Source organism: Enterococcus sp. AMC1623, from assembly GCF_058216495.1.
This window is the reverse complement of record NZ_CM177096.1, coordinates 3,121,360-3,145,859: the sequence shown is the minus strand read 5'-3', so window position 1 is coordinate 3,145,859 and position 24,500 is coordinate 3,121,360. Positions and strand designations below refer to the sequence as shown.

The window sequence follows — 24,500 nt, the reverse complement described above, 5'->3', positions numbered from 1 at the left end:
GACAAGTTTTTTCTACTCTTTAATGTAAGAAGTATCATTAACAGATTCAACTGTATATTTACCGTCTTTGTAAATAACTTTTGAAATACTTGCATTTTCAATCATTGTTGGATTAGAAGTCGGATCTAGCGCATACAACAATTTAATGATGCTATTTCCGTGGAAAACAACGAGAATATCTTTTTCGCCATTCTTTTGAGCGACTTTAATAATATCATCTGTCCCCGCAACCAAACGATCGATTACTTCCTTGCTACTTTCTGCTGGCCACCCCATTTCGGAAGCATCTTTTTTGGCATCAATATCATGCAATGCATCAGATAATAAACGAATCGAACCAATCGTATCTGTTTGCAGCATTTCTAATAATTCATCTAAAGTAATACCTGCCTCTTCTGCGGCAGCTGCTGCCATTTCCATATTAGGTTTGGCTTCGTAAGAACCAAAATTTGCTTCTCTAAATCGAGCATCTTCATTGATTGGTAACTCTTGACCGCTATGCTCTAAAATTAATTTAGCAGTTTCGCGAGCACGACCAGCATCACTACTATACACACTATCAAAGGTAATCTTCTGTTCCTTTAAGCCTTCACCCAATTTCTCAGCCACTTCAATTCCTTCAGGTGTTAACGGTGAATCCACCCAACCTTGTGAGATATCCATGGTGTTTAACATTGTTTTGCCATGTCGTGTCAAGTATAAGGTGATTTCCTCTTCTTTTGGCGCACTTGATTCAGCTGAGGAAGCCTCATCTCCTCCATTTGAACATCCCATTAAACCTACTCCCACAAATCCTAAAATAACACCTAAAATTAATTTTTTCATCGTTGCTCTCCTTTCGAACGGTAAGCGTTTTCAATAATTCTCAAAAATAATTTCAGACATTCCTGCCTGAAATTATTTTATTATTTAATTGGGAACAATAGTTAAGAAATCTTCGCCTGGTAGAATTTCTGTTTGTTCCATATCTAATACATCTAGATATTCATTTGTATTCGTTACAACAACTGGCGTAATGATTGGTAAACCTGCGGCCTTGATTTTTTCAATATCAAATGTAACTAATAAATCACCCTTTTTAACAGTATCGCCTTGTTTGATGGCTGTTTCAAAGCCCTCACCTTCAAGACTAACTGTGTCCATCCCAATATGCATCAATACTTCTGCACCATCAGTCGTTGTTAAACCAACCGCATGACCTGTTGGGAATAAAGTTGTAACTGTCCCATCTGCTGGAGCAAATAATTTCCCAACAACTGGTTCTATTGCGACACCTTTTCCTAAAGCGCCAGAAGCAAATACTTGGTCAGGAACTTGAGCTAGAGGAACAATTTTCCCTTCTAATGGGCTTACTAAGACTGTACGTTCTTTAGCGATTGTTCCAGTCGCAGCTGGAGCTTCTGGTTTTGCAATTGCTGTTTCTACTGGATCATCAAAACGAAGAATATACGTTAGAATGAAGGCTAAAACGAAAGCACCGCCCATACCAATTGCAGCTGCAATCATTCCTGACATATCTTTTGTATCTTGTGGAATAAATCCTGGCAAACTCAAAACACTAACTAAACCAAATGTATAGTTGGACACATTACTAAAACCGATAAATGCTCCACCAATAGCACCCGAAATACACGCTGCGATAAATGGTTTTTTCAATGGTAGTGTAACCCCATATACTGTTGGTTCTGTAATTCCAAAAATTGCTGTAATCGTTGAAGAAAGAGCTAAACCTTTTAATTTAACGCTCTTCGTAATGAAGAAGACTGCTAATGCAGCACCACCTTGTGCTAATACAGCAGGTAGTAACATTGGTACCATCGTATCAAAACCAACTTGGCCTAAGTTCACCATCATAATTGGTACAAAGCCCCAATGCATACCGAACATAACGAATACTTGCCATAAACCACCCATGACAGCTCCTGCAACAAGTGGACTAAAGTTATAGATGCCATTGTAAGCAGAGCCTAACCAATCACCAATGATTGTACCTAAAGGACCAATTGCAATAAATGTTACAGGTGCCATAATTAAGAAAACTAATAATGGGACAGCAATAATTTGCAAGAAACTAGGAACTACTTTCTTAAAGAAGCGTTCGATATGACTTTGAACATAAACAGCTAAAATAATTGGAATAACTGATGATGTATATCCACTTAAACCTAAAATAACTGGAATACCAAAGAACGAAATACTTTCGCCTGCACCTGCCAAAGCAGTAATTGATGGATGAACTAAGGCCATCGCTAAAGAAACCGCTAAAAATGGATTTGTTTTAAATTTATTAGCTGCCGTAAATGCTAAAAGAATTGGTAAATAAGTAAATAAACCATCGGCAACTGAGAACAAGATAACGTAAACACCTGATTCAGCTGAAATCCAGTTTAGAGTAACTGCTAATGTCAAGAATCCTTTTAAGACCCCTGCCCCAGCCATTGCTCCTAAGAAAGGTGTAAAAATAGAAGAAATAATATCGACAAATTGATTAAAAATATTTCCTTTTTTACCATCTGATTTAGCAGCATCTCCGCCACCAAAATTAGCTAATGATGTCAACTCTTGATAAACATCACTTACATGACTACCAATAACGACTTGATATTGTCCCCCACTTTGCACAACTTGAATAACATCATTGTCTTGTTTTAAACGCTCTGTATCAGCCTTTCCTTCATCTTTTAAAACAAAACGTAAACGTGTCGCACAATGAACCACACTGTTCACATTTTCTTTACCGCCAACAGCATCTAGGACGCGAGCAGCAATTTCACTATTTTTACTCATTTTCTTTCTCTCCTTTATAGTTTTTCTATGCAAAAAAACCTAGACTGAAAAAAGAGTACGAAAAAATAGCTACGTTCGTGCTCTATTTTCAATCTAGGTTTTGCCTGTCTGTCAGTAACAATCCTATAATGATTGAATGTTATTTTTTATCTGTCACCACTCGTTCAATATGAATGGTTAGATAGATTTTTTCTGATTGACCTAATGATTTTCCATAAGCTTTAATTAAATAGTCGTCAATACGCTCAACTGTTTGATATGCTTTAGGATACTTTGATTGCACTAAAGCAAATAAAAATTCATCTTGTTCATCAGACAACTCATCTTTTAAGTAACGCTGTGCAAAATATTGTAGATGCGTCACAATACGATGATAATTTAGCGATTGTGTATCAAGGGTTTTTCCAAAATAACGACTAATTATCGATAAAATATCGCGCACGATTTCCGTCATTTGCATGGTAGTCTGCATATTGTCATTCCCTTGATGGCTATTGACAATATGAAAAGCAATAAATCCTGCTTCTGTCTCGGGTAATATCGCACCTAAGTCTTGTTCGACTAAAACCAATGCTTTTTGCGCTACTGCAAATTCTTTTGGATAGAATTTTTGTGTTTCCAGCAAGAGCGGATTCGGCATTTCTATTCCTTCTTTTGATCGAACAATAGCGTAATGAATATGGTCTGTCAGCGTAATGTAAATATTATTAGATAATTCTACGTTTAAGTCAGCTTCAACCATATCAACGATTTTCTTCACAGTATCAATTTCATCACTTGGAATATCTGAGAATAATTGCTCCATTTGACGCCCCGTAAAAGAATCTTTTAACACAAATTCTTTTTGAACAAACGACAAATCAATCTCATCTCCAACTTTTTTCTTAAAAGCTAACCCACGGCCCATCAAAATGATTTCTTCTCCAGCATCATTGCTAGAAAGAACAACATTATTATTCAACACTTTATCAATAATCATGGCGACCTCTCTTTATACAACAAAAAAAACCTAGACTCCCCCTAAACAAATTCGTTTGGTTCGTTCTGGTTTTGCCTGCTTTGCAGTAACAATCCGTATCACAAAAATGATATTAACATAAGATTTAGAGAATTGCAATACAAAATGCAACCCTTTTCAATATATTTTTTTATTTATAAAAATAGCGTATAATAAACTCATTATTTTATTATAAAGGAGTCACTTGCATGTATTTAAACGAAGGCGAACGAATTGATCAATTGTATGCAGATGATATTCAAATTATTCAAAGCTCAAAAGTCTTTTCATTTTCACTTGATGCGGTTTTATTGGCCAATTTTCCAGCCATCCCCAAACGTGGAAAGATTGTTGATTTATGCGCAGGAAATGGCGCAGTTGGCTTGTTTATTAGTCGTAAAACAAACGCTCACATCTATCAAATCGAATTACAAGAAAAATTAGCCGACATGGCACAACGAAGCATTCAATTAAATCAATTGGAAGAACAAATGACCGTTTATACGATGGATTTAACAAACTCTTTAACAAAAATCAAAGGGGATTCGGTTGATCTATTAGTCTGTAATCCTCCTTATTTCAAAAATAGTGAGACAGGCATTAAAAATCCGAATCCACATTTGGCGATTGCTCGGCATGAAATTCACACCAGTTTAGATGAAGTCATCCATGTATCGAGTAAACTTTTAAAAACCAATGGACGACTCGCAATGGTTCATCGTCCTGATCGTTTTTTGGATATTATTGACAGCATGCGTCGCCATCGAATTGTTCCCAAACGAATTCAATTTGTCTATCCTAAAGTAGGTAAAGAAGCGAATATTCTATTAATCGAAGGCATAAAAGATGGCAAGCAAGATGGTTTTAAAGTCGCTCCGCCATTAATTACGTATGACCAAGATGGAAACTACAATCCTGAGACAAGGAAAATGCTGTATGGAAACTAAACATTATTTTTATGTCTTAGAATGTAAAGACCAGACCTTTTACGGTGGGTACACAACTGATTTAACGCGACGATTAGCAGAACACAACGCTGGAACGGGTGCTAAATACACTCGATTGGCTCGTCGACGTCCCTTAAAAATGATTCATGCGGAAGTCTTCGAGACTCGCAGCGAAGCAACCAAAGCCGAAGCTGCCTTTAAGAAATTATCTCGTAAACAAAAAGAAATTTATCTTAAAAACAATCCGTCGCTTTCCGTTCTAGATGAAAAAAGCGTGTCTTCAGTTCATTGAAGACACACTTTTTTATTTTACAATTCTTTTGGGTAAGAGCATCCAGATTAAACCAAAGATAAATAATAAGAGAAACAACATTATACATTCCTTCTTTCTGGCGTTTTTTTCACTAATATTCTAGCGAGAGCAACGATTATACATAAGAAACTAACGATAAAATAAAAGACAATATACGGAGAATCACTTCCTGCAATCTCTAAAATACCTTGTAAAATGAAACCATTGATTAAGATTACTATTCCGGCATGGTATAAAAAAGACAACTTTGAATGGTTAACACTTGCCACAACTATCCAGATAATTAGCCCTACGATAGGAACTATCCAGATATAGCGTAAAGCTGGTGAAACGACACCATGACTGAATTGATGATACACAACTTGAAAAATAAATAAGAAAATACTACTTATTACATAACGAATGATAGTTTTGGGAATCATTGATTTTCCTCCTATTCATAACCAAAATACACAATATCGCTAACAGAACGTTCCGAGCTTCCTTGGCCACCCACGGGCGTATTGATAACTTGTCCATTGAAATACAAGGTCGTTGAACCGCCTCCGTCTAAGTTATAGGCTGTTGTGGCACCCACTTGTTGGAATACTTCAGCTAATTGATATAAACTCAATCCTTCACTCTCATCAGTTCGGCCATCTGAGACCACTAACACATAATGGTTTTCACTAATTTGTCCAATGGCAGTTCTTGGATTACTACTCATCGACTGTCCCACTTCAGTAGCAGTATCCACCACGATTTCACTGTTTTCAATTAATGCTGGACCAAACGATAAAACCTGTTGAACACCACTATCTAATAATTCTTGTGCCGATATTTCGCCTTCATCAATAATTGATAAATCGCCATTTTCATCAATGACTAAATCTTCTTGTCCGTCAACGCCACTTTCACGATATAAATTGCCATTACGCAAGACGTAGCCGCTACTTCTAAACCCATAAAAATCACCATTAATCGCTAAAATCGCCTTATTTTCTTCGGCAATCGTCGAAGTTGCTTCCTTAATATTGCGACCATACGTATTTTGTGCCAAAGCAGTCTTCAAATAACTTGGATCAGATACTTGAATATCCACTACATAAGCTGTTGTATTATTAACAACTTGTTCATCAATCGTAAGTTGGATGTTTTCATCGGAATAACTCGTTTCAGTAATAACTGGCTCCGTTGTTTCAGTCGTTTCGTCTGTAGTGGTTGACTCACTTGCAATCTGATTGCTAGCAATCACTGTTTCAGCTTGGGGTAAAACGAACGCCTTTAATAACACATAACTGTCAGCACCTATCAAAAGCAGAATAAATATGCTGACGACTGCCATTTTTTTCTTAAACCATCGCTTCATCTCATGTCCTCCTTTAATTTGCAAAAATCATTCGCCGCTGAATAATAAAACTAGCGATAAATAAACAACTGTCAACCAGGATCTTGCTAATAAACACAGACGATATCATTGTATTAAACCAAGAAACGCCTAACCAACTAAGGAGCAATTGGGTAAAAAACAGGATGCCATATTTCCAAAACGATTGACGCATACTATGCTGCGAATGAAAAACTACGATACGATTAATTTGATAGTTATAAACTCCAGATAAAATCCGTGCAAACGAGGTCGCAAAAAGTAACGCACCAGCTGATTCTCCAACAATTAAACTTAATAGAACAAATAATGCCAAATCAACGATTGAAGACGAGAGTGACGCAAATAAAAAAGTCACAAGTGGTTTATAAATCAAGAAGGAATCTTGAATCACTCGAAAATGTGAGCCTTGGTTATTTTCTTCATAAACAGTAGTAATGGGGATGGTAGCTAACTGATACCCTTTATGAGGTAGTTCTAATAGATGATTCATTTCATATTCGAATCGTTCTCCCGAAATCATCAATAATTCAGGAATATCATGCAATGAAAATTTTCGTAAGCCCGTTTGTGTATCTGTTAGCCAAATACCTGTTGATGCATAATACATACACGTTGTCATGCGGTTACCTAACCAGCTACGCAATGGTGTTTGCTTCAAATAAAACTGACGCACACCTAATAAAAGTTTCCCTGAAATTGGGAGATAGTGATCAATCATTTGCTGAATGTCGGCTAGCGTATGTTGCCCATCGCTATCGGCTGTCACTAACCAACGTGCAGCGGGATAATTGTCCATAATATAGGTCATGCCATGCTTCAATGCATATCCTTTTCCATGATTCTCTGAGTAGGACAATACGGTAATGCCTAACGTTTGCATTTCTTCAAATAAAAACTGATACTTTTCACCACTTCCATCATCAACAACAACAATTGGAACAGTGCTAGCTTCTGTTAACACTCGAAGAAAAGCGAGTGTCTGTTCATCCGGTTGATAACTGGGGATCAATAAGACGGTTTCTTTCATCGGTAACTCCTCCATTCAATGTAGTGATACCTTTGATTATACGAAGTTACCTTAAAGTCACCTTAAAAAAAAAGGCCTTTTGAATGTTATTCAAAAGACCATCGCTAAAAATGGATACGAAGAATATTTAGTCATAAAGTACTTAGAACGAGCCTTTGTTTCATTTTTTGATGAAAACAAAAAATTGAGGTCTTTGCATAAAATGCAAAAGCCCCAGTTTGTTAGCCAATTTTTTGATTGCCATAAATACTACGATTACCATTACACATAAACGCAATACCACAAACAATTAAGAAATAAGGTAAATAATTAAAACCAAATACTTCGCCACCAATTAACATGGGCGCCAACAGTGTATTCGTGGCACTACCAAAAACACTGGCATAACCCAACGCTGCGGCTAAAACTACAGGAATTCCCAAAACGGGTGCTAGAATGACTCCAAGTGAAGCACCGATTGCAAAAAGTGGCGTTACTTCGCCGCCTTGGAAGCCCGCACTCACAGTAAGTACCGTGAAGATTAATTTCAAAAGCCAGTCATAAAGTTCAATCGTTCCACCATTAAAGCTAAAACTGATGAGGTTTGTACCTAGACCTGAATAGCGGCCTTGGAAAAAGAGCACGAATAAAATACTTAAAATAATTCCCACAATCCCAATACGACGGACCGCATTCGGAATATATTTCACTAAGAAGCCTTTCGCCCATTTTAAGCTACCTGAAAATGCCCAGCCACTAAAACCAAAAGCCATTCCTAAAACAATTAATTTAAGTGCAAACCAAACATCAAAAGTAATTGGCACATCCAAGGCAACCGAAAACTTCTCTAATCCTAAAAATGCAGACGTATTGCTTGCGACAAAAGCAGCAATCATCGTTGGTAACAACGCATCATAACGCAATTTCCCAATCACTAAAACTTCCATAGCAAAAAAACTTGCCGCAATAGGTGTCTGGAACAGACCTGCAAATCCTGCCGCCATCCCGATAACAATAAACTGGCTTGCATCGACACCTTTAATTAGTTTGCCAATCCAGTGCGCAACAGTTGCTCCTACTTGAACCGCCACACCTTCACGACCTGCACTACCACCAAATAAATGTGTCAACCAAGTCCCTACAATAACAAAAGGCGTTAAACGTTTTGGAATGAGATCCTCTTCATTATGACCTACTTGAAAAATCAGACCCATTCCTTGCGAACTAGTTTTGCCATAATTCAAAAATACATAAACAAACAACATTCCAACAGGTGCTAAAAATGGAATGAGGTAAAGAAAGTGCGCCTCTCGAAATTCAGTGAGCGCAAGTAAAACTCTTCCAAAAAGCGTATCAACACCACCAACAATTAACCCAATAAAAATACTCAACAAACTAATAATTGCTACTTCTTGTTTTTTACCAGTAATTTCCATAATTTCTCTCCTCAAAAAGAAAACGCTAAGCAGCTTTCACTACTTAACGTTTTTTATTATTTACCAGCGCGTTTTAAGTAAGTACCTTCTGCTGTATTGATTTCTAATAATTCGCCTGCTTCCACGAAATCTGGCACGTTGACAACTAAACCAGTTTCCATCGTCGCTGGTTTACCAGAACCAGTTACTGTTGCACCTTTAATAGATGGTTGTGTTTCTTCAACACGTAAAACAACTGTGTTTGGCAATTGAATACCGATTACTTCTGAACCGAAGAATTGGATTTTAACTTCCATGTTTTCTAAAATATATTTCATTTCTTCAGCAACTACTTCAGTAGGAATTTCATATTGGTCATATGTTTCTAAGTCCATGAAATATGCTGTATCTTCCATTGTATATAGATATTGTACTGTTTTTGTATCAATGTGTGCTTTTTCAAACTTTTCATCAGGACGGAAAGTTGTATCGTAAGTTGCCCCAGTACGTACGTCTCTTAGTTTCATACGCATTACTGTGTTTCCTTTACCAGGTTTGTGGTGGCTTTGATCCAATACTTTAATTAATTTACCATCTTGTACAAAAGTCATACCAGCTCTTAAATCACTTGCTGCAATCATGTTTTAACGTCTCCTTTGTTCTTAAAATCGTCCTTTTCCATTTTAGCAGAAGCCTATCAAATAAGCTAGTATTGTTAATTAAATAACAAAAAAACTCACCTTGCTATTCACAAGATGAGTGCCGTTATTCTGATTCAGTCGTTCCTTCATTCATAATTAATTTTTCATCGTAGAATTTTGAACGTTTCATGAGCTCTGATTCAAAGGTATCGTAGCCCAATTTTTCGATAATCGTTGGCTCTTTAGAAAATAGGTTTGTTCCTAGACCTAAGCGATTGCCCGAAATTTTCACGCCCAATGCAGATAAAGTCGTTGGAAACATATCCATCGCACTAAATTGGCGATTTTGATTATTAACTGTTTTTTTGTTGGTATTTAAAAATAGATTGAACACGCTTCGCTGATATTCTGGATCTAAATCATCAAAGAAGTCACTATCCATCGTTAAATGATCCCCACATAAGATGACTGTCGTATTTTCGTAGAAAGGCTGCTCTTTCATCCAAGATAAAAATGCCATCAATTGACGATCAGACTCATGAATCACATTACTGTATTGATCGCCAAATAAATCCGGCGTTTCCTCTGTGGCATAACCATCCTCAAAATGGGTATCTGCTGTTAACATCGTAAAGTTAAACGGTTCTTCTTTGGCAGATAACTCATTTAAGGTATCTTTAGCAAAATCAAAGAGTTTATTGTCTTCATAGCCCCACCAAACATAATAATCTTCAGGAATCAAGCCTTGCTCAATTGCCCAATAATAATCACGAATTTCATAATTGCCGTGCTGTTGGAAATATTTATCACGACCAGCAAATTCCGCTTTTGAACCGATTAATAAGGTTTGATTGTAGCCTTCTTTATCTAAAATTTCCCCTAGCGAATAGGCTCCTGGGAAATATTCGGCACTATTGGCACCAGAACCATCTGATAAACCAAAACTAGCAGACGGACGTAACGGCACGCCTGACGTTTGCGCAACCATCGAACTGGCTGTTTGGTTCGCACCAGGGACTTGCAGCATCCCTCCACCTACTTGAGTAGTATTTGAAAAGTGGATGCCTTCTGTTTCAGATAAGGATGATAAATTGGGCAACAAATTGGATTCTTGACTTCCACCTAAATCCGTTGACATATAACTGCTTTCCATTGATTCTAAGAAGATATACACTAAATTTCGTTTTTTCTTAGGAAATTTCAATTCAACTTCTTTGGGATCAACGTAATAGTTTTCATAGATTTCAGTATTTTCGAAATAATAGGCTTTAATATCCGCATAGCCGATTTCTTTCGCACTCATTGAAATCCCAAAAACTAAACCAAATAGGCCTAACATCCAGACTAAACGAGTAGATAACACTCGCCGACTAATCGACTTGCGTCCAAACTGCACATTGCAAGTCGTAAAGAGATACATCAGTGAAATTAATGGTGTACTCCATAAAACAGCTTCCAATAATGGTTGTAAAATAAATGCTTGAATTTGTCCTGGATCACTGCCATTTAAAGGTTGCGTCATTGCAAACACAATCTGGTCAAAACGCATATTGCCAATTCCATTCATTGCCCAACGACTACTTGAATATGCCAAAGCGCCACTAAAAATCAGCGTAGCAGACAATAAAAAAGCCACCCAATTCCGACGGGTTAACGTATATGTCTTCTGAATTCGATTCGAGCGTACCAAATGAAAAAAATATCCCATGATACTCGCAATGCTAAAAACTGTCGCTCCAACTATTAGGGCACTCGCAGGTAATCCGGTCAAAGGAAGAAAAATATTGCCCCAATCCCAAGAGATGCTCGCTTGATTATAGAAGAAAAAAATAGATGAAAGATAAATAAATGCTATATAGAGACCGCTTAAACGACGTGCTTTTTTCGTTTCAGGTGCATACTTGATAACAAATGCTACTAAAATAATCAATCCAATCAGCATGTAAGATCCTCCTTTGATTATTCTCTTACCTTTCATTATAACATAGGCGTTAGATTAGAAGCATTTTTGTAACGAAAATTTAAAGTTAACTCAAGTAAAGCTTGATTAAATAGGGCTAGTTATTAAGAAAGTTAAAACTTTCAGCCTAAAACGTTGCATCAGAAAGCTTAGCTGATGGTCGCCACGAAAAAGAGTGCTAGTCAGTAATTACGTTTACATAAAATACAAACATAAAAAAAACTTTGAATCTGCTACGATTCAAAGCTTTTTTATGTTTAAAGTCTCAACGCCAACATATTGGTAGTCAAACCAGCTGCTGTTCCTAAAAGTACAACCATATCTCCTGATTGTACGCGCCCTTCATCCAAAGCTTGACATAAAGCAAAAGGAATTGACACGGAGACCATATTGCCATAATCATCCACTAAATCCATATACTGTTTGCGTTGAATCCCTAATTTTTTCATTAGTAACGGCATCGCTCGACTTGCTTGATGTGGAATGACTTGGTCAATCTCTGGTAATTGTAACCCACTTTTCTCTAAGAATTCTTGGAACATCGCGGGTAATTTTTTGATAGTTAACGAAAGAATTTTAGGTCCTTGCATATCAAACATGTATTCCTCTTTCGTTGCTTCGGTATAAAATTTTGGATGAAAATTCGTTAACCCGCCACGAATTTCTGTGGCATGGGCTCCTTCTGACCAAGTACGCTGCAAACTATAGAGAATGCCTTTCTCTTCGGTCGTTTGCGTAATAATCATCGCAGCAGCGCCATCACTAAACAATTCATAACTTTCTTTTTGCTTAGGATTTAAACCTAAAGAACCTGTTTCGCTTGCAACAATTAATACTGTTTTGTACCGACTAGCTTCAATTAAATAAGAAACCATATCTAGTGCTGTTACAAAACTAGTACAAGTCGTATTGATGTCCATTGCTGGAATGTCTAATCCTTGTGCTAGTTGTTCATGAATCAATGCGGCAGTACACGGAATTGGTTGAATCCCTACTGCACTTGCTGCAACAATGCAGTCAATGTCGTCGATTGTACAATCGGCTTTTTTCAACGCACGTTCGCTTGCTTCAACTGCTAAACGTAACTGAGTTTCTTCTCCAGAAATTCGATAACGTGTTTGGTCTTCAAAATGTACGGTTTGTTCTGGTAAGCTTGTGCCATACCCTTTAATTTCCACATGATTCATCTTTTCACCTCATTTAAAATTTACGTGCCACTCGTTTTAATTTCACTTGCGGATTCCATTCATACGCATTGAATGTTAGTTGAGGGCAATTAAATTCTAAGTCTTCTGCTAATTTTTCAAATTCTTGAATGACTTGTCGCTTTTGTTGTTCAGTTAATTGATTGCTGGCAATTTCAACATGCGTCGGTTGGTGTTGAGTCACTTGATAATCACGAATATCAGGTACAAACAATAGGCAACGTCGAATAAAATCTGGAAAAACCGAAATCGTCGTGCCATTTTTCCCTTCAAAAAGGAAAATATCATCCGATCGTCCTTCAATTTTTTCGATACGTTGGTATACTGAACCACAAGGACATTTTTCTTTGGATTCTACTAAAATGTCATTTAAACGATAGCGAATAATCGGTTGTGACGTTCGTTTAAAATCCGTCACAATCGGATAAAAGCGTTTCTCATCTAAATATTCTTTTTCAATAAAAACAATATCCTCGTTTAAATGTAACTGACCATATTCGCAAGTACAACCTAAAAAACCTTCCGTGCATTGATAAATTTGATGAATGACTGGTAATTGAAAGATTTTTTCCAAATATCGCTGATCGGTTGCTTCCAATATTTCCGCAACTGAAATCACTTGTTGCACGTCCATTTTCAAGTGATGTTCTTCTATTGCTTTAGCTAAAGCGACCAGCATCGATGCAGGGGCTATTAAAATCGTCGGCTGATATTCATTTAAACGAGAGACATGTTCTTCTATCGGTTGATAGGTATCAAAATAAGCCAATTCTATCACAGGTGAATTGATACTTTGATACAATTGATTATCTGCTCTTAGAAAAAAAGCGAGTTTATGTCCGACTAACTTGCCTTTTGGTAGCATTTTCCCTAAAATCGTTCCTGCCCACAAGGCTTGCTCTTCTTCTGTCGTTATAAATATTCCACGATGACCAGAAGTTCCTGAAGACAAACCAATCGAAATCCCTTGATAATTTTCATTAAATTCTCGATTTTTTTCGCTGGCTAATGCAAAAGCCATGGCTTCTTCTTTTTTGACACCTTTTGTATTTAACTCGTCAAAATGTGCCATCATAAATGTTTTATCCATCAAAGGCCATGTTGCCTCCTCTGGCAAGGAACGATAATAAGGCGAATGTGTGCGCATATACGCAGATTGTTTTTGCAGTTCTTTTTCTTGATACCGTTCTAACGCTTGTCTATTTTTAAAACGTCGGAGCCAACGCGCTTGAATAAAAGGCAGCAGCATTTTTAATTTATTCATGCCAACACTTCCTTAATACGCTGTGTAGCATCATGACTAACTACCACTTGAATACCATCTGCTTGAATTTTTTGTAAAAGCGCACAGCTTTGGCGATAAGCACGCATATTATGTTGAATCAAACGTGGTATCGGTTTTAATTGCTCTGTTTTTGATAATAAATCCATCCCCCAACAAATATCCGCAGCTAAAAACAGATTTTTCTCAGGTAAAAATAAACAGCCTTGCCCAACCGCATGCCCATCAAACGAAGACAATAACAAACTACCGTCTCCAAACAAATCCGCAACAGCATGATAAGGAAATTGCGAATCGTGTTGCTTAGGTAATACATGAATCACACGTTCTTCAAAATCATTCGGTAGAAATTCATTAAAAATTAAATCTTTGACCGTTGCTTTTTTTAAGTTGCGGTAGACTGCTTCTGTGGTGATAAATGTCGCCTTTGGAAATTGTTTAGCACCACCAATATGATCGGGATGCAAATGCGATAATATCACCCAACGAATAGCTGAAGGTTCAATGCCTTTTTGACGCAATTGCTGATCAATCATCTCGTCAAAGGAGACTTGAATAGGATTGATTTTACGATACAACAGATATTTGAACTGGTTTTGATACAAAGCAGTTGAGTAGCCAGTATCATAAAGAATATACCCTTGTGTGCGATGCTTTATTAAAAAAACCCCTGCTGGAAAAACGCGTGTTTCTTTGGGTGCCTGCTTAAACATCCAATGCAAATGATTTGTACAAGAACCACAAGCAAAATAACTAACTTCCTCGATAATGGGCTGCATATTTTCTAATCCCCTCACTAATCGTCATTTTCGGTTGATAACCTAACTCTCTTTGTGCACGTTCAATTGATAATGTCTGACTATAACGCAATAAGAAAATGGTATATTTGGTAAACAATGGTTCTTTCGTAATGCCTAACCAACGATACACTTTTTCAAAGCTAGCTGATAATCCATACATGAGCGGAAAACTCAATGAAAGATATCTCTGTTCCAAGGCTAATTCTACTAATAGTTCATCCAAAATCGACTTAAACGGCCGTGGCTCACCATTCGTAATATTATAGACTTGGCCAATAGCTAACGGATTCTCCAAACTTAAACGAATTGCTAAAGCGACATTTTCAACGCATGTCACATCGACCAACTGTTGCCCGCCATTAAACAAAGGCATACCTATTTTCCGATGAACCCGCAATAAGCGAGGAATAATACTGGTATCACCAATTCCAAACAGACCTCTAGGACGCAAGACAACGGTTGGAACATGACGGTATTGTTTTATTTTAGCTTCGGCCAATAACTTACTCTTAATGTAAAAATTCAAGTCATTGGTATGAGGTGCCTCATCTTCTCGCAAATCAAGTTGGTCTTTCCCTGCCGCATAAATGCTAGGCGATGAAATGAAGACTACTTTTTGAATTTGATGCTGTTCACATGCCTTTAAAACATTTTCGGTACCTAAAACATTGGTTTCATAGAAGTCTTGCCATTTCCCCCAAACAGTGGATAACGCACCTGCATGGACGACGGCATCGACACCTGCAAGCGCTTGTTCAATTTCTTCATATTGAACAAAATCACCTTTGACAAATGATACTTTGGGTTGCTCCAATGTTTGTCCGACTGTTTCATTTCTGCCAAAAGCAATCACCTCATATTGATGCTCAACTAATTCTTCAATAACATATTTTCCTAAAAAACCTGTTGCTCCAGTTACTAATACTTTCATTTTTGCTCACCTTCTTTTAGGCGTTGAATTTCAGCCTTCAAACATTGACTTGGATGATAGTTCTGCCATTGTTGACTGATTTGTGCTAATGCCGACCATTCGCGCGTCACTAAACGTTGGAACCGTTCATGAATTTGTCGCTTATTTTTCCGATTAGCGACCTCTGCAATCCCCGCAAGTTCTGCACGTACAGCATAATCAAATTGATCATAGTCATGAGGCAAAATTAAGGCTGGACGCTGATATTTGATGCAGTTATATAAAATTCCGGCACCGCCATGATGAACCACGTATTGAACATGAGGTAGGACTTCTTCGTAAGGTAAATAACTATAGACAGAAACATTTTCACGTAATTGTTGCACGTGTTCTTTGCGATCATCACCGGCGGAAATCAGAAAATGAAATTGTGGATACTTGACGGCAAGTTCACAAATCAAACTTGTTAAATGGTCCTTCCCCCATAACAAATGCGTACCATTAGTTACTAACACATACGCTTTTGATTCAAAAGAAAGACTCTTCTCTTCAAGTGAAGAGCAACATGGCCCTGCCCACTTAAATTGCGCCGGAAAATCCTCACGAAACTCTAATTCTTTCATCCCCAAACCTAAAATCGAATACGGAGAATAAATCGTTTCTTCGCCTTGGCGATACAAATGAAAATCATAAGGTTTTAACTGCTTTCTTAATAACCACACGACTAGTCGTTTAAATGAACGAACCGCCTTTCGACCAACCCAATCACGAACCATTCCCAGCTTTGTGTTAGCTGGATACCAACCACCTAGATAACTAGGTGTCGTACGCTGACTCTCAATGGCAAAAGGTGTTGGAATCGTCGTAATCCAAGGAATATTTAATTGATTACAGACAATGCCCGCAGGTACTGCGACAAAATCAGCCACCACAATATCCGTTTGATGTGCTTGAAAAGCTTCCTTTAAAAAAGCCATTACTTCAGGAATCAGTTCAAGGTTTTGCTTTAATTGTCGATACATGCCGTAGGAACTAATTTGTTTGTCCGTATTAGCGATTCGTTCCATTTTAGAAGGATCCTCAGGAAACAAAGGAATTACCGTAAAGCCTAATTTTTCTGCTATTGCTACTTTATTCGCACCAGTAAATACGCGAATTTCATAGCTATCATCATCTAATAAAGGGCGCGCAAGCTCTAATAGCGGATAAAGATGACCGCTAAACGGAACTGCGACTAAATCAACTTTAATTTTGGATAATGTCATCAAGCACCTCCTTGACTGCTGGTGATAATAAATACTCATGATGGCCACATGCGACCTCGTTTGTTTGTTGATTAAAATCAAGAAAACGTGAATAATAATCGGTTTTCCCTTTGACTATCCAACCATTTTCTCGTAAAGATAATTTTTGCAAAGATACAGGACCTAATGCCACTATTTTCAACGTAGGCTTAACAGTCATATGCGTTAAAACTTGAGTTAGCATATTCAATCCCGAACTTTGCGTCACTAAAATAATCTCGTCTAAATCAAATAAAGGTTGCAAATGACGAATCAACTCCTTATGAAATGCCCGATTGCTCAAGGTATGACCATAATAATGAATATTACTTATACTCGCTCGGAACAACGACGGAAATTCCGTTTGTTGATAGTCAAAGTCTTGATTATATGGGAAATTAGAAGGGATAATTTGGTACCCAAATGATTGAAAATACGCTAAAAACTGTTGTTGCTCAATCGTCAATGACGCATGTTGATAATGACTACTTCCACTTAATAAAATCACGCTACGCGAAGTGGTCAGTAACGTTCGATTAACGTCTAGCTGTTGTAAGGCTGTCAAATACTGCTTAAAATTAAACATAACGAATTTTCCCATCCGTGACTTTAATTTTTTTATTGCGCCACTGAATAATCGGAGGCGTGACTAACGTATATATGAAGAGAAAGGGTAAAAAAATGTCATTTAACACTTCATAGCCGATAACAGATAGAGATTCCTTTCCTTCAAAAAAATGATTTCGATAGGTTCGTAGTAAGATTGCTTTTAAACTAAATAATCCCAACGTTCCCACGATATATTGCCAGCCTAGAAATATGCTTATCAGCAACAACAGCCCAGGTAAAAAAGAAGGGACAATGATTAAGAAAAACAACGCCACTGACGGAAACGTTTTGATATAAATTGATGCAAACAGCAGCCAACGCTTCATCAATAAGACATATTTTTTCGGTTGCAACACTGTATTGCGCACATTGCATGGTATTTGGCTTTGAATAATACGAACGTTATTTTTTGCTAAAAAAGCCGCTACAGCCAAATCATCACATAATTCATATTGAATTTTTTCAAAGACAGCTAACCGCTGAAAAAGTTCCGTTCGACTAATATAAAACATCCCATTAATTGTTTGATTTGCATTGACCTCCGCCATCGGGAAATACGTTAACAGCGAATTACTATTAACAAAGGCAGCCACTAGTTTAGACCATAACCCAGTCTGTCCGAAATTATAAGGAATCCCTGTCACAATAAAATCTTCCGTGACTGTTTCATAATGACTCATTTCATTTAGACGCGCACGATTAAACACCGAATCGTCATCCAATACCATAAAATATGGGGTCGTAATCTCATCCATCACTTGTTTAAGCTTATAAACTTTCGGATTGACTTCTTGTGGCACATCTTCTAGCAAAACAATCGTGACACGTTTGGCATAGTCTGGTGCTTGCAGAATGGTTTGTGTCACTTCTTGAGCAACGACATCGCTTTTATCGACTAACCACATAAACAGCATTTCTGTCGTTTGTTCCAAGTTTCCCCGCAAATCTTCAGCTAAACGAGGATCCCCTGATAAAATCGGTTGTAAGACAGTATATTCGCGTTCATTAATCGCTCCACCATTCCTTGGTTTCGTATAACGTTTTGCTAATAACCAACGTAAACCAAAAAAGAAGACAACGCTAATACTTAACCCATAAAAAAAATACATTCACATCCGCCCCTGTTTGATATAATTTCCAACTATTTTCAAACGCAATTTTATCGGCAAACAACGTATCAGCTGCGTCATCCACCAATTGCGATAGCCAATAATTTGATGATTTTTATTTTTTGTTAACACTTTTTCAATAAGCACTGCCACTTTTTCTGGTGCCATTTGAAAGTTATTTTTTTGGAATGCTATTTGCATTTTTCCTTGAAAAAAAGCCGTTTTGGTTGGTCCAGGACAAACCGTTAATACCTTGACATGAGGATATGCCCGTAATTCTTCAGATAATCCCAAAGAATAATGCCACAAAGCGGCTTTACTAGCTCCATAATTTGTTAAATATGGATGAACATAAAAAGCTGCTGTGGAACAGACATTTACAATTGTGCCATGTTTTTGTTGAATAAATTGCTGGGCATACCCTTTTGAAAGAATCATCGGCGCTAAAAAATTCGTTTCAATTTCAGCTAATTCTTGTGCTAAGGATAATTCTTGAAAATCACCAACTTCACCCACGCCAGCACAATTAATTAAACAATCAATTTTATAACGCGCTGGAATTTGCTGAACTGCCGCTAAATCCGTCAAATCTAGTGGAATAAGTTGATTTTCACCTGGTAATTTTTGTGCTAGATGCTGTAGTTTTTCTTGATTTCGTCCAACTAATAATAAACAAACACCTTGAGATGCGAATCGTTCTACTACTGCTTGACCAATTCCCGAAGAGGCACCTGTTATCAAAATCGTTTTCACTGATTGGCCTCCTTTATATTTGTTTCTACTATAATTATCGCAAAAAAAGAGAACGCATTCAAATATAGAGAATAAAAAAACAAAAAAGACCCCCTACTCAATGAGTAAGGAGTCAGTATTCATTAAAATGCAGGAACTAATGTATCGCTATGATCGTCTTCTAAGAATGAACGTACTTCGTCACTAGTCATCGCTTTTTTCAATGCTTGAATTTTTTCTGAATCTTGATTGTCTTCACGAGCAACTAATTGAATGGTAAAACGTTGATCGATATTTTTTTCTAAGAACAAGGCATCCGCTGGTTTCAAACCAATTTTTGCAATGTATGTTGGGTAGTTATACACTAATGAAACATTTGGTTCACTGTATGCTTCTGCTAGATTCAATAAGTCTACTTGTAACCATTCAAAGTTTTTAGGATTTTCTTCCACATCTTTGATTGTTCCATTCACACCAACGCCATCTTTTAATTTGATTAAGCCTTGCTCTTCTAAAATCGCTAACGCGCGACCTTCATTTGACACATCATTCGGAATAGCAACTTTTGTGCCAGCAGGAATTTCGTCAATTGTTTTGTAATCTTTAGAATAAAAACCAACTTTTGCATCATAAATTGGTTGAATCGCAACTAAATTAGTGCCTTTTTCACTGTTGTATTTTTCCATAAATGGTTTGTGTTGTGCAAAACTAGCATCTGCTTCTTCGCTACTAACCATATCATTGTAAGCAACATTATCGTTTACTTGAACTAGTTCAATTTCCCAACCATCTTCTTTTGCAACTTCAGCTGCAACTTTGACAACATCTGTCATTGGAGGAGCTTGAGACGCAACTTTAATGACTTTATCTGTTTTATCTACACTACTACTGCTGCTTTCAGTTTCCCCGTTTGATCCACAAGCAGCTAAAGTAACTACCGCTAATAATGATAAAGCTCCGATGTACATTTTCTTCATTTCTTCTCCTACTTTCTTTTATCTAATTTGCGGGCAATAAAATTTCCCAGCATTTGAATAATAAATACGATAACAACCATCACGACGATTGCAAAGTACATAATTCCGGTTTGATAACTTTGGTACCCATAACGAATGGCAAAATCTCCGACACCTCCACCGCCAACAATCCCCATGACAGTAGAATAAGAGACCATGCTAACAGCAGCCGTTGTATACGCAAGTACAATGCCGCTTCTAGCTTCAACCAATAAAAAATGCCAAATATATTGCCATTTAGATGTTCCCAACGAATCAGCCAATAAACGAATTTCTTCAGGGACATCTAATAATACTTGCTCAACTAAGCGAGCAAAAATTGCGACAGCAACAATACTTAGTGGTAGTGATGCAGGGACCGGACCAAATGCCCGACCAATAATAAAACGCGTCACTGGAATCAAGGTAATCACAAATAATAAATATGGAAATGAGCGCACAAGTGTAATTAAAAAGTTTAATACCCAATAACTAGCTGGTTGACTTCCTTTGATATTCGGATTAGATAAGAATAAAGCTACACCCAATGGTAACCCAAATAACAAACATGAGGACATTGAAATTCCCATCATCGTTCCTGTTTGTTTCAATGATAGGATAAATTCTGGTAAATAGTAATGAATATTTTCTATGAGTGTCATTGCGTGAGCCTCCTTTTTACTTTTTCTAAGTAAGGAGTATCGTTTTTACCTAATTGTGTGGGTTGATTATCCACAATCCCTAAAAGATGACTGTCTTCCATTACCAACACACGTTCACATAATTTCTTGACCGTATCCAATTCATGACTAACAAAGAAAATCGTTACTGGAAATTCTTCATGGATACGTTGTAACAAGCGAATCACATCATCGGTGTTTTCCTCATCTAATGAACTGGTTGCTTCATCACACAATAAAACATCTGGATTGCGCGTTAAGGCTCGCGCTAATGCCACGCGTTGTTTCTCGCCTCCAGAAAGCTGTGCCGGATAGCTGTCTTCTTTATGACTAATTCCCACAAAACTCAATAACTCAACGACTTTGGCCTCATCTTTTTTGCCGATTAATTTCAAGGGCAACGCAACGTTTTCTTTAACCGTTAAATTATTCAACAAATTATATTGTTGAAAAACCATGCCAATTTTTTGTTTTTGTTGCTGAATGGCTTTTTTAGAAAGTTTACTAACGTCTTTATCTGCCAAAAATAATTTACCTTGGCTTGGTGTTTCTAATAAATTTAATAAACGAAGTAATGTTGATTTCCCCGAACCACTTTTTCCAACAACCCCGATAATTTCACCTTGTCCGACTGAAAATGAAATATCTTGTAAGGCTGTCGTATCTTGATAACGTTTTGATACCTGCTCTAGTCTATACATGACAGCCCCCTAACCCACTAACAGATTTAATAAATCTTCATTGGTGAAGTTTAAAATATATTCTGAGACAGTCACTTGTTTTAAAGCAGCTGCTAATTCTTCATACTTAAAAACCGTTCCTAACAAGATTTTTTCCAAGTCGGTGGTATCTTTGGTTCCAAAATAATCACCAAAAAATTGAATGGCTGAAATCCGGCCTTTTTCTGTCGATAAATGAATGTCTACAATGCCAACGCCTGGTATCCGTGTGCGGCGGTTGAATTCAAACTTTGGTGCTTCACCATAAATCCACTCATCATTTGCATAACGCTCATCAAATAATTGTTGGATGGCGACTTTATCGGCTTCGCTTAAAACAAATTGTTTCTCTTGAACGGCAGCTAGTGTATCCACGTCATAAATATGGCAAATTAGCGCATCACGAAATTCTGGTGTGGTTAATTGTTGATATTGTTCATCTAAGAATGGTTTAACATTGGTTACGCTCTTACGAACCGATTTAGTTGCTTTGGATTCAATTTTTTCTTTTGAAACAGTCAAAATTTTGTCCAATACCGATAAATCGACATCATACATTAAGGTTCCATGTGAGTACGTCCGTCCATGACGAGTGTACATTGCATTTCCAGAAAACTTCATCCCATTAATATACAAATCATTCCGACCACCCACTGTCGCATCCTTTGCGCCCATTGATTGAAGCGCATGCAAAATAGGTGTGGTTACACCGCGATAATCACCAAATGTCGTGTCATCTTTTTTTGTTACAAAACTAAAACTCATATTGCCTAAGTCATCATACACAGCCCCACCACCAGAAATACGACGGGTTAAGGTAATGTCATGTTGACGTAAATAATTAAAATCAATCTCTTCGTACGCATTTTGATTGCGTCCGATTATAACACAAGGTTTTTGTATGTATAACAGAAGGAGTGGTTCTGTTACATCCGCAGTGTTCATCAAATGCTCTTCTGTTGCTAAATTCCAACGAATATCACTGCTCTCCATGATATAATAACGCATAAGCAAGACACCTTTACTTTCTTATGATTTTATTTCTCATTCTATAATCCCTTTAAAATTAAAAATAAGCAAGAATTATGCTCACAATTTTCTGTATCTATTTCACTAAAATACTGTATCACTATTGACAAAAAAAGAAGCGAACTAATTCGCTTCTTTTTGTCGACCATTGGCAATCCATAAAATACCAATAATCCCCAGATGTAATAAGAAAAATAGACAGATGAACTCAAATTTTTTCATCGTCCAATGCGCAAAAATCACTTCTAACACGTACAACGGATTGGTAAAAAAATGCACTGAATGTAGGCGTGGCGCAAATCTTCCAGCATACATCGCCATAGAAGATAGCCAACAAATCACAGGGACAGCGCCGATAATCACCCATTTAGATAATTGAAATTTTTCTTTAACTAATGCCATTAATGCGAAAAACTCCATGAATCCCCAATAAATATAAGCAAAAATAACTAAAAACAAAATTAGAATTAATCCCCAACCGCGAATCGTTTCCAAGCTCATTCCTGTTAAATTATTGTATAAGCCTAATAAATCAGCATGAACAATATCCGTTACTAAATAAGGAATATTAGGGAAAAACAACAGCCATAAAAAACCAAAAAACAGTTGTGCGTAGCCATTTTTCATACGTTGCACTTGAAAAGCACATTCAATCGGCAGATAAGCTAAAAAAGTATTTAACACAAGAAAATCAAAATGTGTTTCCCAAGTAACGATTAGCGTGCCTAAGGTAATCAAACGGATTAGCCAAGTATAAATAAGCCACCCCTCCTTTTATCTTTCCTTCTATTGTAATCTAATTCCTGAAAAATAAAAAACCAGTTCGTACTGTTTTAACAAAATTTTAGGGGACTATTGTTTATTTGATCAAATATATTTACCATAGGCTCGCCATTCGCCTAAAGCAACATAGGCAAAACTGCCATCTGTTCTTTTTTGTTTTCCCCAAACATATCCTTCAGCTAATTGAATGCTTTCAATGAGCACGCATTCCCCTTTTTTCAACAAAGCTAGCGAGGAAGCGTTGGTACTAGCTGCTTTTCGTAAATAAACATCTGTCGAAAATTCAAATTGATTGCTAGGCTTACTTGCAGGTGTTTCACCAAAGAAAAAGGACCATTCGCCTTTAACTAAGCGGCTGAGATCCAGCTCACCAGCATAGCCCTGTAACATTCCTGCTGAAGTGTATTGATGCAGATGATAGGCGTTGGTAGCAGTCGGATTGGCACCTGTATATTGTCCATTATTTTGACCATATGTTGGTACCCAGAGACCGTCAAACTTGCTGACGTTTAAATTAAACTGATGATACAAATGATTGGCAACATAAACACCGACTTTTTTGGCACCTAATTGTTTCAATTTCGCCCGATAACGTTCACACCCCTCACGCATATTCGCCATTGATTGTTCTTCGACATCCATCCACCAAAAAACCGGCTGAAATGCCTTGGCACGTTGATAAAAATCGGACGCTTCCTGTTCCATATCCCCCAATGAAATCCCCCGAACCCACGCATAGACAGCGGTTGGTATCCCACGTTTTTGAAACTCACGTAAATGAGTTTGATAATGTTTATCGACATAATTCGAGCCATATTGCACCCGAATAATCACACCTGCAATTTGTTTTGCCAGCTGATCGTAATTCATTTGACTAGGTAGCTGCCACTCACTAATATCTAAAATAATTGGTTTTGGAATCATTCTCA

25 protein-coding genes are annotated in these 24,500 nt (G+C 37.2%); 2 read left to right on the top strand and 23 right to left on the bottom strand.

Annotated features, from left to right (window positions below):
* Nucleotides 1-12 precede the first annotated feature (12 nt).
* From AC4BC7_RS15465 to licT, 3 genes are all read right to left on the bottom strand, one after another.
* Nucleotides 13-825 (bottom strand): histidine phosphatase family protein, encoded by an 813-nt coding sequence (locus tag AC4BC7_RS15465; protein ID WP_490503326.1) that lies wholly within the window; start codon nucleotides 823-825, stop codon nucleotides 13-15.
* Between the two features lie 84 nt (nucleotides 826-909).
* Complete coding sequence (locus tag AC4BC7_RS15460) at nucleotides 910-2,787, bottom strand: beta-glucoside-specific PTS transporter subunit IIABC (protein ID WP_490503325.1); 1,878 nt, start codon at nucleotides 2,785-2,787, stop codon at nucleotides 910-912.
* 139 nt (nucleotides 2,788-2,926) lie between these two features.
* Entirely contained in the window at nucleotides 2,927-3,766 is an 840-nt protein-coding gene (gene licT, locus AC4BC7_RS15455; RefSeq protein ID WP_207942119.1) for a BglG family transcription antiterminator LicT, read from the bottom strand.
* 227 nt (nucleotides 3,767-3,993) lie between these two features.
* Here licT and AC4BC7_RS15450 point away from each other — a divergent pair, with 227 nt between their 5' ends.
* A complete protein-coding gene (locus tag AC4BC7_RS15450; RefSeq protein ID WP_490503324.1) occupies nucleotides 3,994-4,731 on the top strand; it encodes a tRNA1(Val) (adenine(37)-N6)-methyltransferase in 738 nt (245 codons plus the stop codon).
* The gene (locus AC4BC7_RS15445; protein WP_207942117.1) at nucleotides 4,721-5,023 is read left to right on the top strand and encodes a GIY-YIG nuclease family protein; all 303 of its coding nucleotides are present in this window, start codon (nucleotides 4,721-4,723) and stop codon (nucleotides 5,021-5,023) included. The genes AC4BC7_RS15450 and AC4BC7_RS15445 overlap by 11 nt, the downstream gene beginning before the upstream one ends.
* An 80-nt stretch (nucleotides 5,024-5,103) precedes the next feature.
* Here AC4BC7_RS15445 and AC4BC7_RS15440 read toward each other — a convergent pair whose 3' ends face one another.
* From AC4BC7_RS15440 to AC4BC7_RS15345, 20 genes are all read right to left on the bottom strand, one after another.
* Nucleotides 5,104-5,466, bottom strand: coding sequence for a hypothetical protein (locus AC4BC7_RS15440; protein WP_207942116.1), 363 nt, complete (start codon nucleotides 5,464-5,466; stop codon nucleotides 5,104-5,106).
* 11 nt (nucleotides 5,467-5,477) lie between these two features.
* Complete coding sequence (locus tag AC4BC7_RS15435) at nucleotides 5,478-6,392, bottom strand: phosphodiester glycosidase family protein (RefSeq protein WP_207942115.1); 915 nt, start codon at nucleotides 6,390-6,392, stop codon at nucleotides 5,478-5,480.
* Nucleotides 6,393-6,405: 13 nt separating this feature from the next.
* Nucleotides 6,406-7,440, bottom strand: coding sequence for a glycosyltransferase (locus AC4BC7_RS15430; RefSeq protein WP_490503323.1), 1,035 nt, complete (start codon nucleotides 7,438-7,440; stop codon nucleotides 6,406-6,408).
* 221 nt (nucleotides 7,441-7,661) lie between these two features.
* Nucleotides 7,662-8,855 (bottom strand): chloride channel protein, encoded by a 1,194-nt coding sequence (locus tag AC4BC7_RS15425; protein ID WP_490503322.1) that lies wholly within the window; start codon nucleotides 8,853-8,855, stop codon nucleotides 7,662-7,664.
* 56 nt (nucleotides 8,856-8,911) lie between these two features.
* Nucleotides 8,912-9,475, bottom strand: a complete 564-nt coding sequence (gene efp, locus AC4BC7_RS15420; protein ID WP_207942112.1) for an elongation factor P — start codon at nucleotides 9,473-9,475, stop codon at nucleotides 8,912-8,914.
* Between the two features lie 124 nt (nucleotides 9,476-9,599).
* Nucleotides 9,600-11,417, bottom strand: coding sequence for a sulfatase-like hydrolase/transferase (locus AC4BC7_RS15415; RefSeq protein WP_490503321.1), 1,818 nt, complete (start codon nucleotides 11,415-11,417; stop codon nucleotides 9,600-9,602).
* Nucleotides 11,418-11,692: 275 nt separating this feature from the next.
* Nucleotides 11,693-12,622, bottom strand: a complete 930-nt coding sequence (locus AC4BC7_RS15410; RefSeq protein ID WP_490503320.1) for a 3-oxoacyl-[acyl-carrier-protein] synthase III C-terminal domain-containing protein — start codon at nucleotides 12,620-12,622, stop codon at nucleotides 11,693-11,695.
* A gap of 13 nt (nucleotides 12,623-12,635) precedes the next feature.
* The gene (locus AC4BC7_RS15405; protein ID WP_207942109.1) at nucleotides 12,636-13,904 is read right to left on the bottom strand and encodes a F390 synthetase-related protein; all 1,269 of its coding nucleotides are present in this window, start codon (nucleotides 13,902-13,904) and stop codon (nucleotides 12,636-12,638) included.
* On the bottom strand, nucleotides 13,901-14,701 hold the full coding sequence (locus tag AC4BC7_RS15400) for an MBL fold metallo-hydrolase (RefSeq protein ID WP_490503319.1): 801 nt from the start codon (nucleotides 14,699-14,701) through the stop codon (nucleotides 13,901-13,903). Before AC4BC7_RS15400 ends, AC4BC7_RS15405 begins: the two co-directional genes overlap by 4 nt.
* On the bottom strand, nucleotides 14,676-15,653 hold the full coding sequence (locus AC4BC7_RS15395; RefSeq protein WP_490503318.1) for an NAD-dependent epimerase/dehydratase family protein: 978 nt from the start codon (nucleotides 15,651-15,653) through the stop codon (nucleotides 14,676-14,678). Before AC4BC7_RS15395 ends, AC4BC7_RS15400 begins: the two co-directional genes overlap by 26 nt.
* Nucleotides 15,650-16,897: a glycosyltransferase gene (locus AC4BC7_RS15390; RefSeq protein WP_490503317.1), complete on the bottom strand. Its 1,248-nt coding sequence runs from the start codon at nucleotides 16,895-16,897 to the stop codon at nucleotides 15,650-15,652. The genes AC4BC7_RS15395 and AC4BC7_RS15390 overlap by 4 nt, the downstream gene beginning before the upstream one ends.
* Nucleotides 16,878-17,501, bottom strand: a complete 624-nt coding sequence (locus tag AC4BC7_RS15385; RefSeq protein ID WP_490503316.1) for a hypothetical protein — start codon at nucleotides 17,499-17,501, stop codon at nucleotides 16,878-16,880. The genes AC4BC7_RS15390 and AC4BC7_RS15385 overlap by 20 nt, the downstream gene beginning before the upstream one ends.
* On the bottom strand, nucleotides 17,494-18,633 hold the full coding sequence (locus tag AC4BC7_RS15380) for a glycosyltransferase (RefSeq protein WP_490503315.1): 1,140 nt from the start codon (nucleotides 18,631-18,633) through the stop codon (nucleotides 17,494-17,496). Before AC4BC7_RS15380 ends, AC4BC7_RS15385 begins: the two co-directional genes overlap by 8 nt.
* On the bottom strand, nucleotides 18,634-19,386 hold the full coding sequence (locus tag AC4BC7_RS15375) for an SDR family NAD(P)-dependent oxidoreductase (protein WP_490503314.1): 753 nt from the start codon (nucleotides 19,384-19,386) through the stop codon (nucleotides 18,634-18,636).
* A gap of 122 nt (nucleotides 19,387-19,508) precedes the next feature.
* Nucleotides 19,509-20,342, bottom strand: a complete 834-nt coding sequence (locus AC4BC7_RS15370; RefSeq protein ID WP_490503313.1) for a MetQ/NlpA family ABC transporter substrate-binding protein — start codon at nucleotides 20,340-20,342, stop codon at nucleotides 19,509-19,511.
* 8 nt (nucleotides 20,343-20,350) lie between these two features.
* On the bottom strand, nucleotides 20,351-21,022 hold the full coding sequence (gene emtB / locus AC4BC7_RS15365; RefSeq protein WP_490503312.1) for a metal ABC transporter permease EmtB: 672 nt from the start codon (nucleotides 21,020-21,022) through the stop codon (nucleotides 20,351-20,353).
* The gene (locus tag AC4BC7_RS15360; protein WP_490503311.1) at nucleotides 21,019-21,741 is read right to left on the bottom strand and encodes an ATP-binding cassette domain-containing protein; all 723 of its coding nucleotides are present in this window, start codon (nucleotides 21,739-21,741) and stop codon (nucleotides 21,019-21,021) included. Before AC4BC7_RS15360 ends, emtB begins: the two co-directional genes overlap by 4 nt.
* Nucleotides 21,742-21,750: 9 nt before the next feature.
* Nucleotides 21,751-22,767, bottom strand: a complete 1,017-nt coding sequence (gene lplA / locus AC4BC7_RS15355; protein ID WP_490503310.1) for a lipoate--protein ligase — start codon at nucleotides 22,765-22,767, stop codon at nucleotides 21,751-21,753.
* A gap of 144 nt (nucleotides 22,768-22,911) precedes the next feature.
* A complete protein-coding gene (locus tag AC4BC7_RS15350; RefSeq protein ID WP_490503309.1) occupies nucleotides 22,912-23,526 on the bottom strand; it encodes a DUF1361 domain-containing protein in 615 nt (204 codons plus the stop codon).
* 129 nt (nucleotides 23,527-23,655) lie between these two features.
* Complete coding sequence (locus AC4BC7_RS15345; protein WP_490503308.1) at nucleotides 23,656-24,495, bottom strand: GH25 family lysozyme; 840 nt, start codon at nucleotides 24,493-24,495, stop codon at nucleotides 23,656-23,658.
* Nucleotides 24,496-24,500 lie beyond the last annotated feature (5 nt).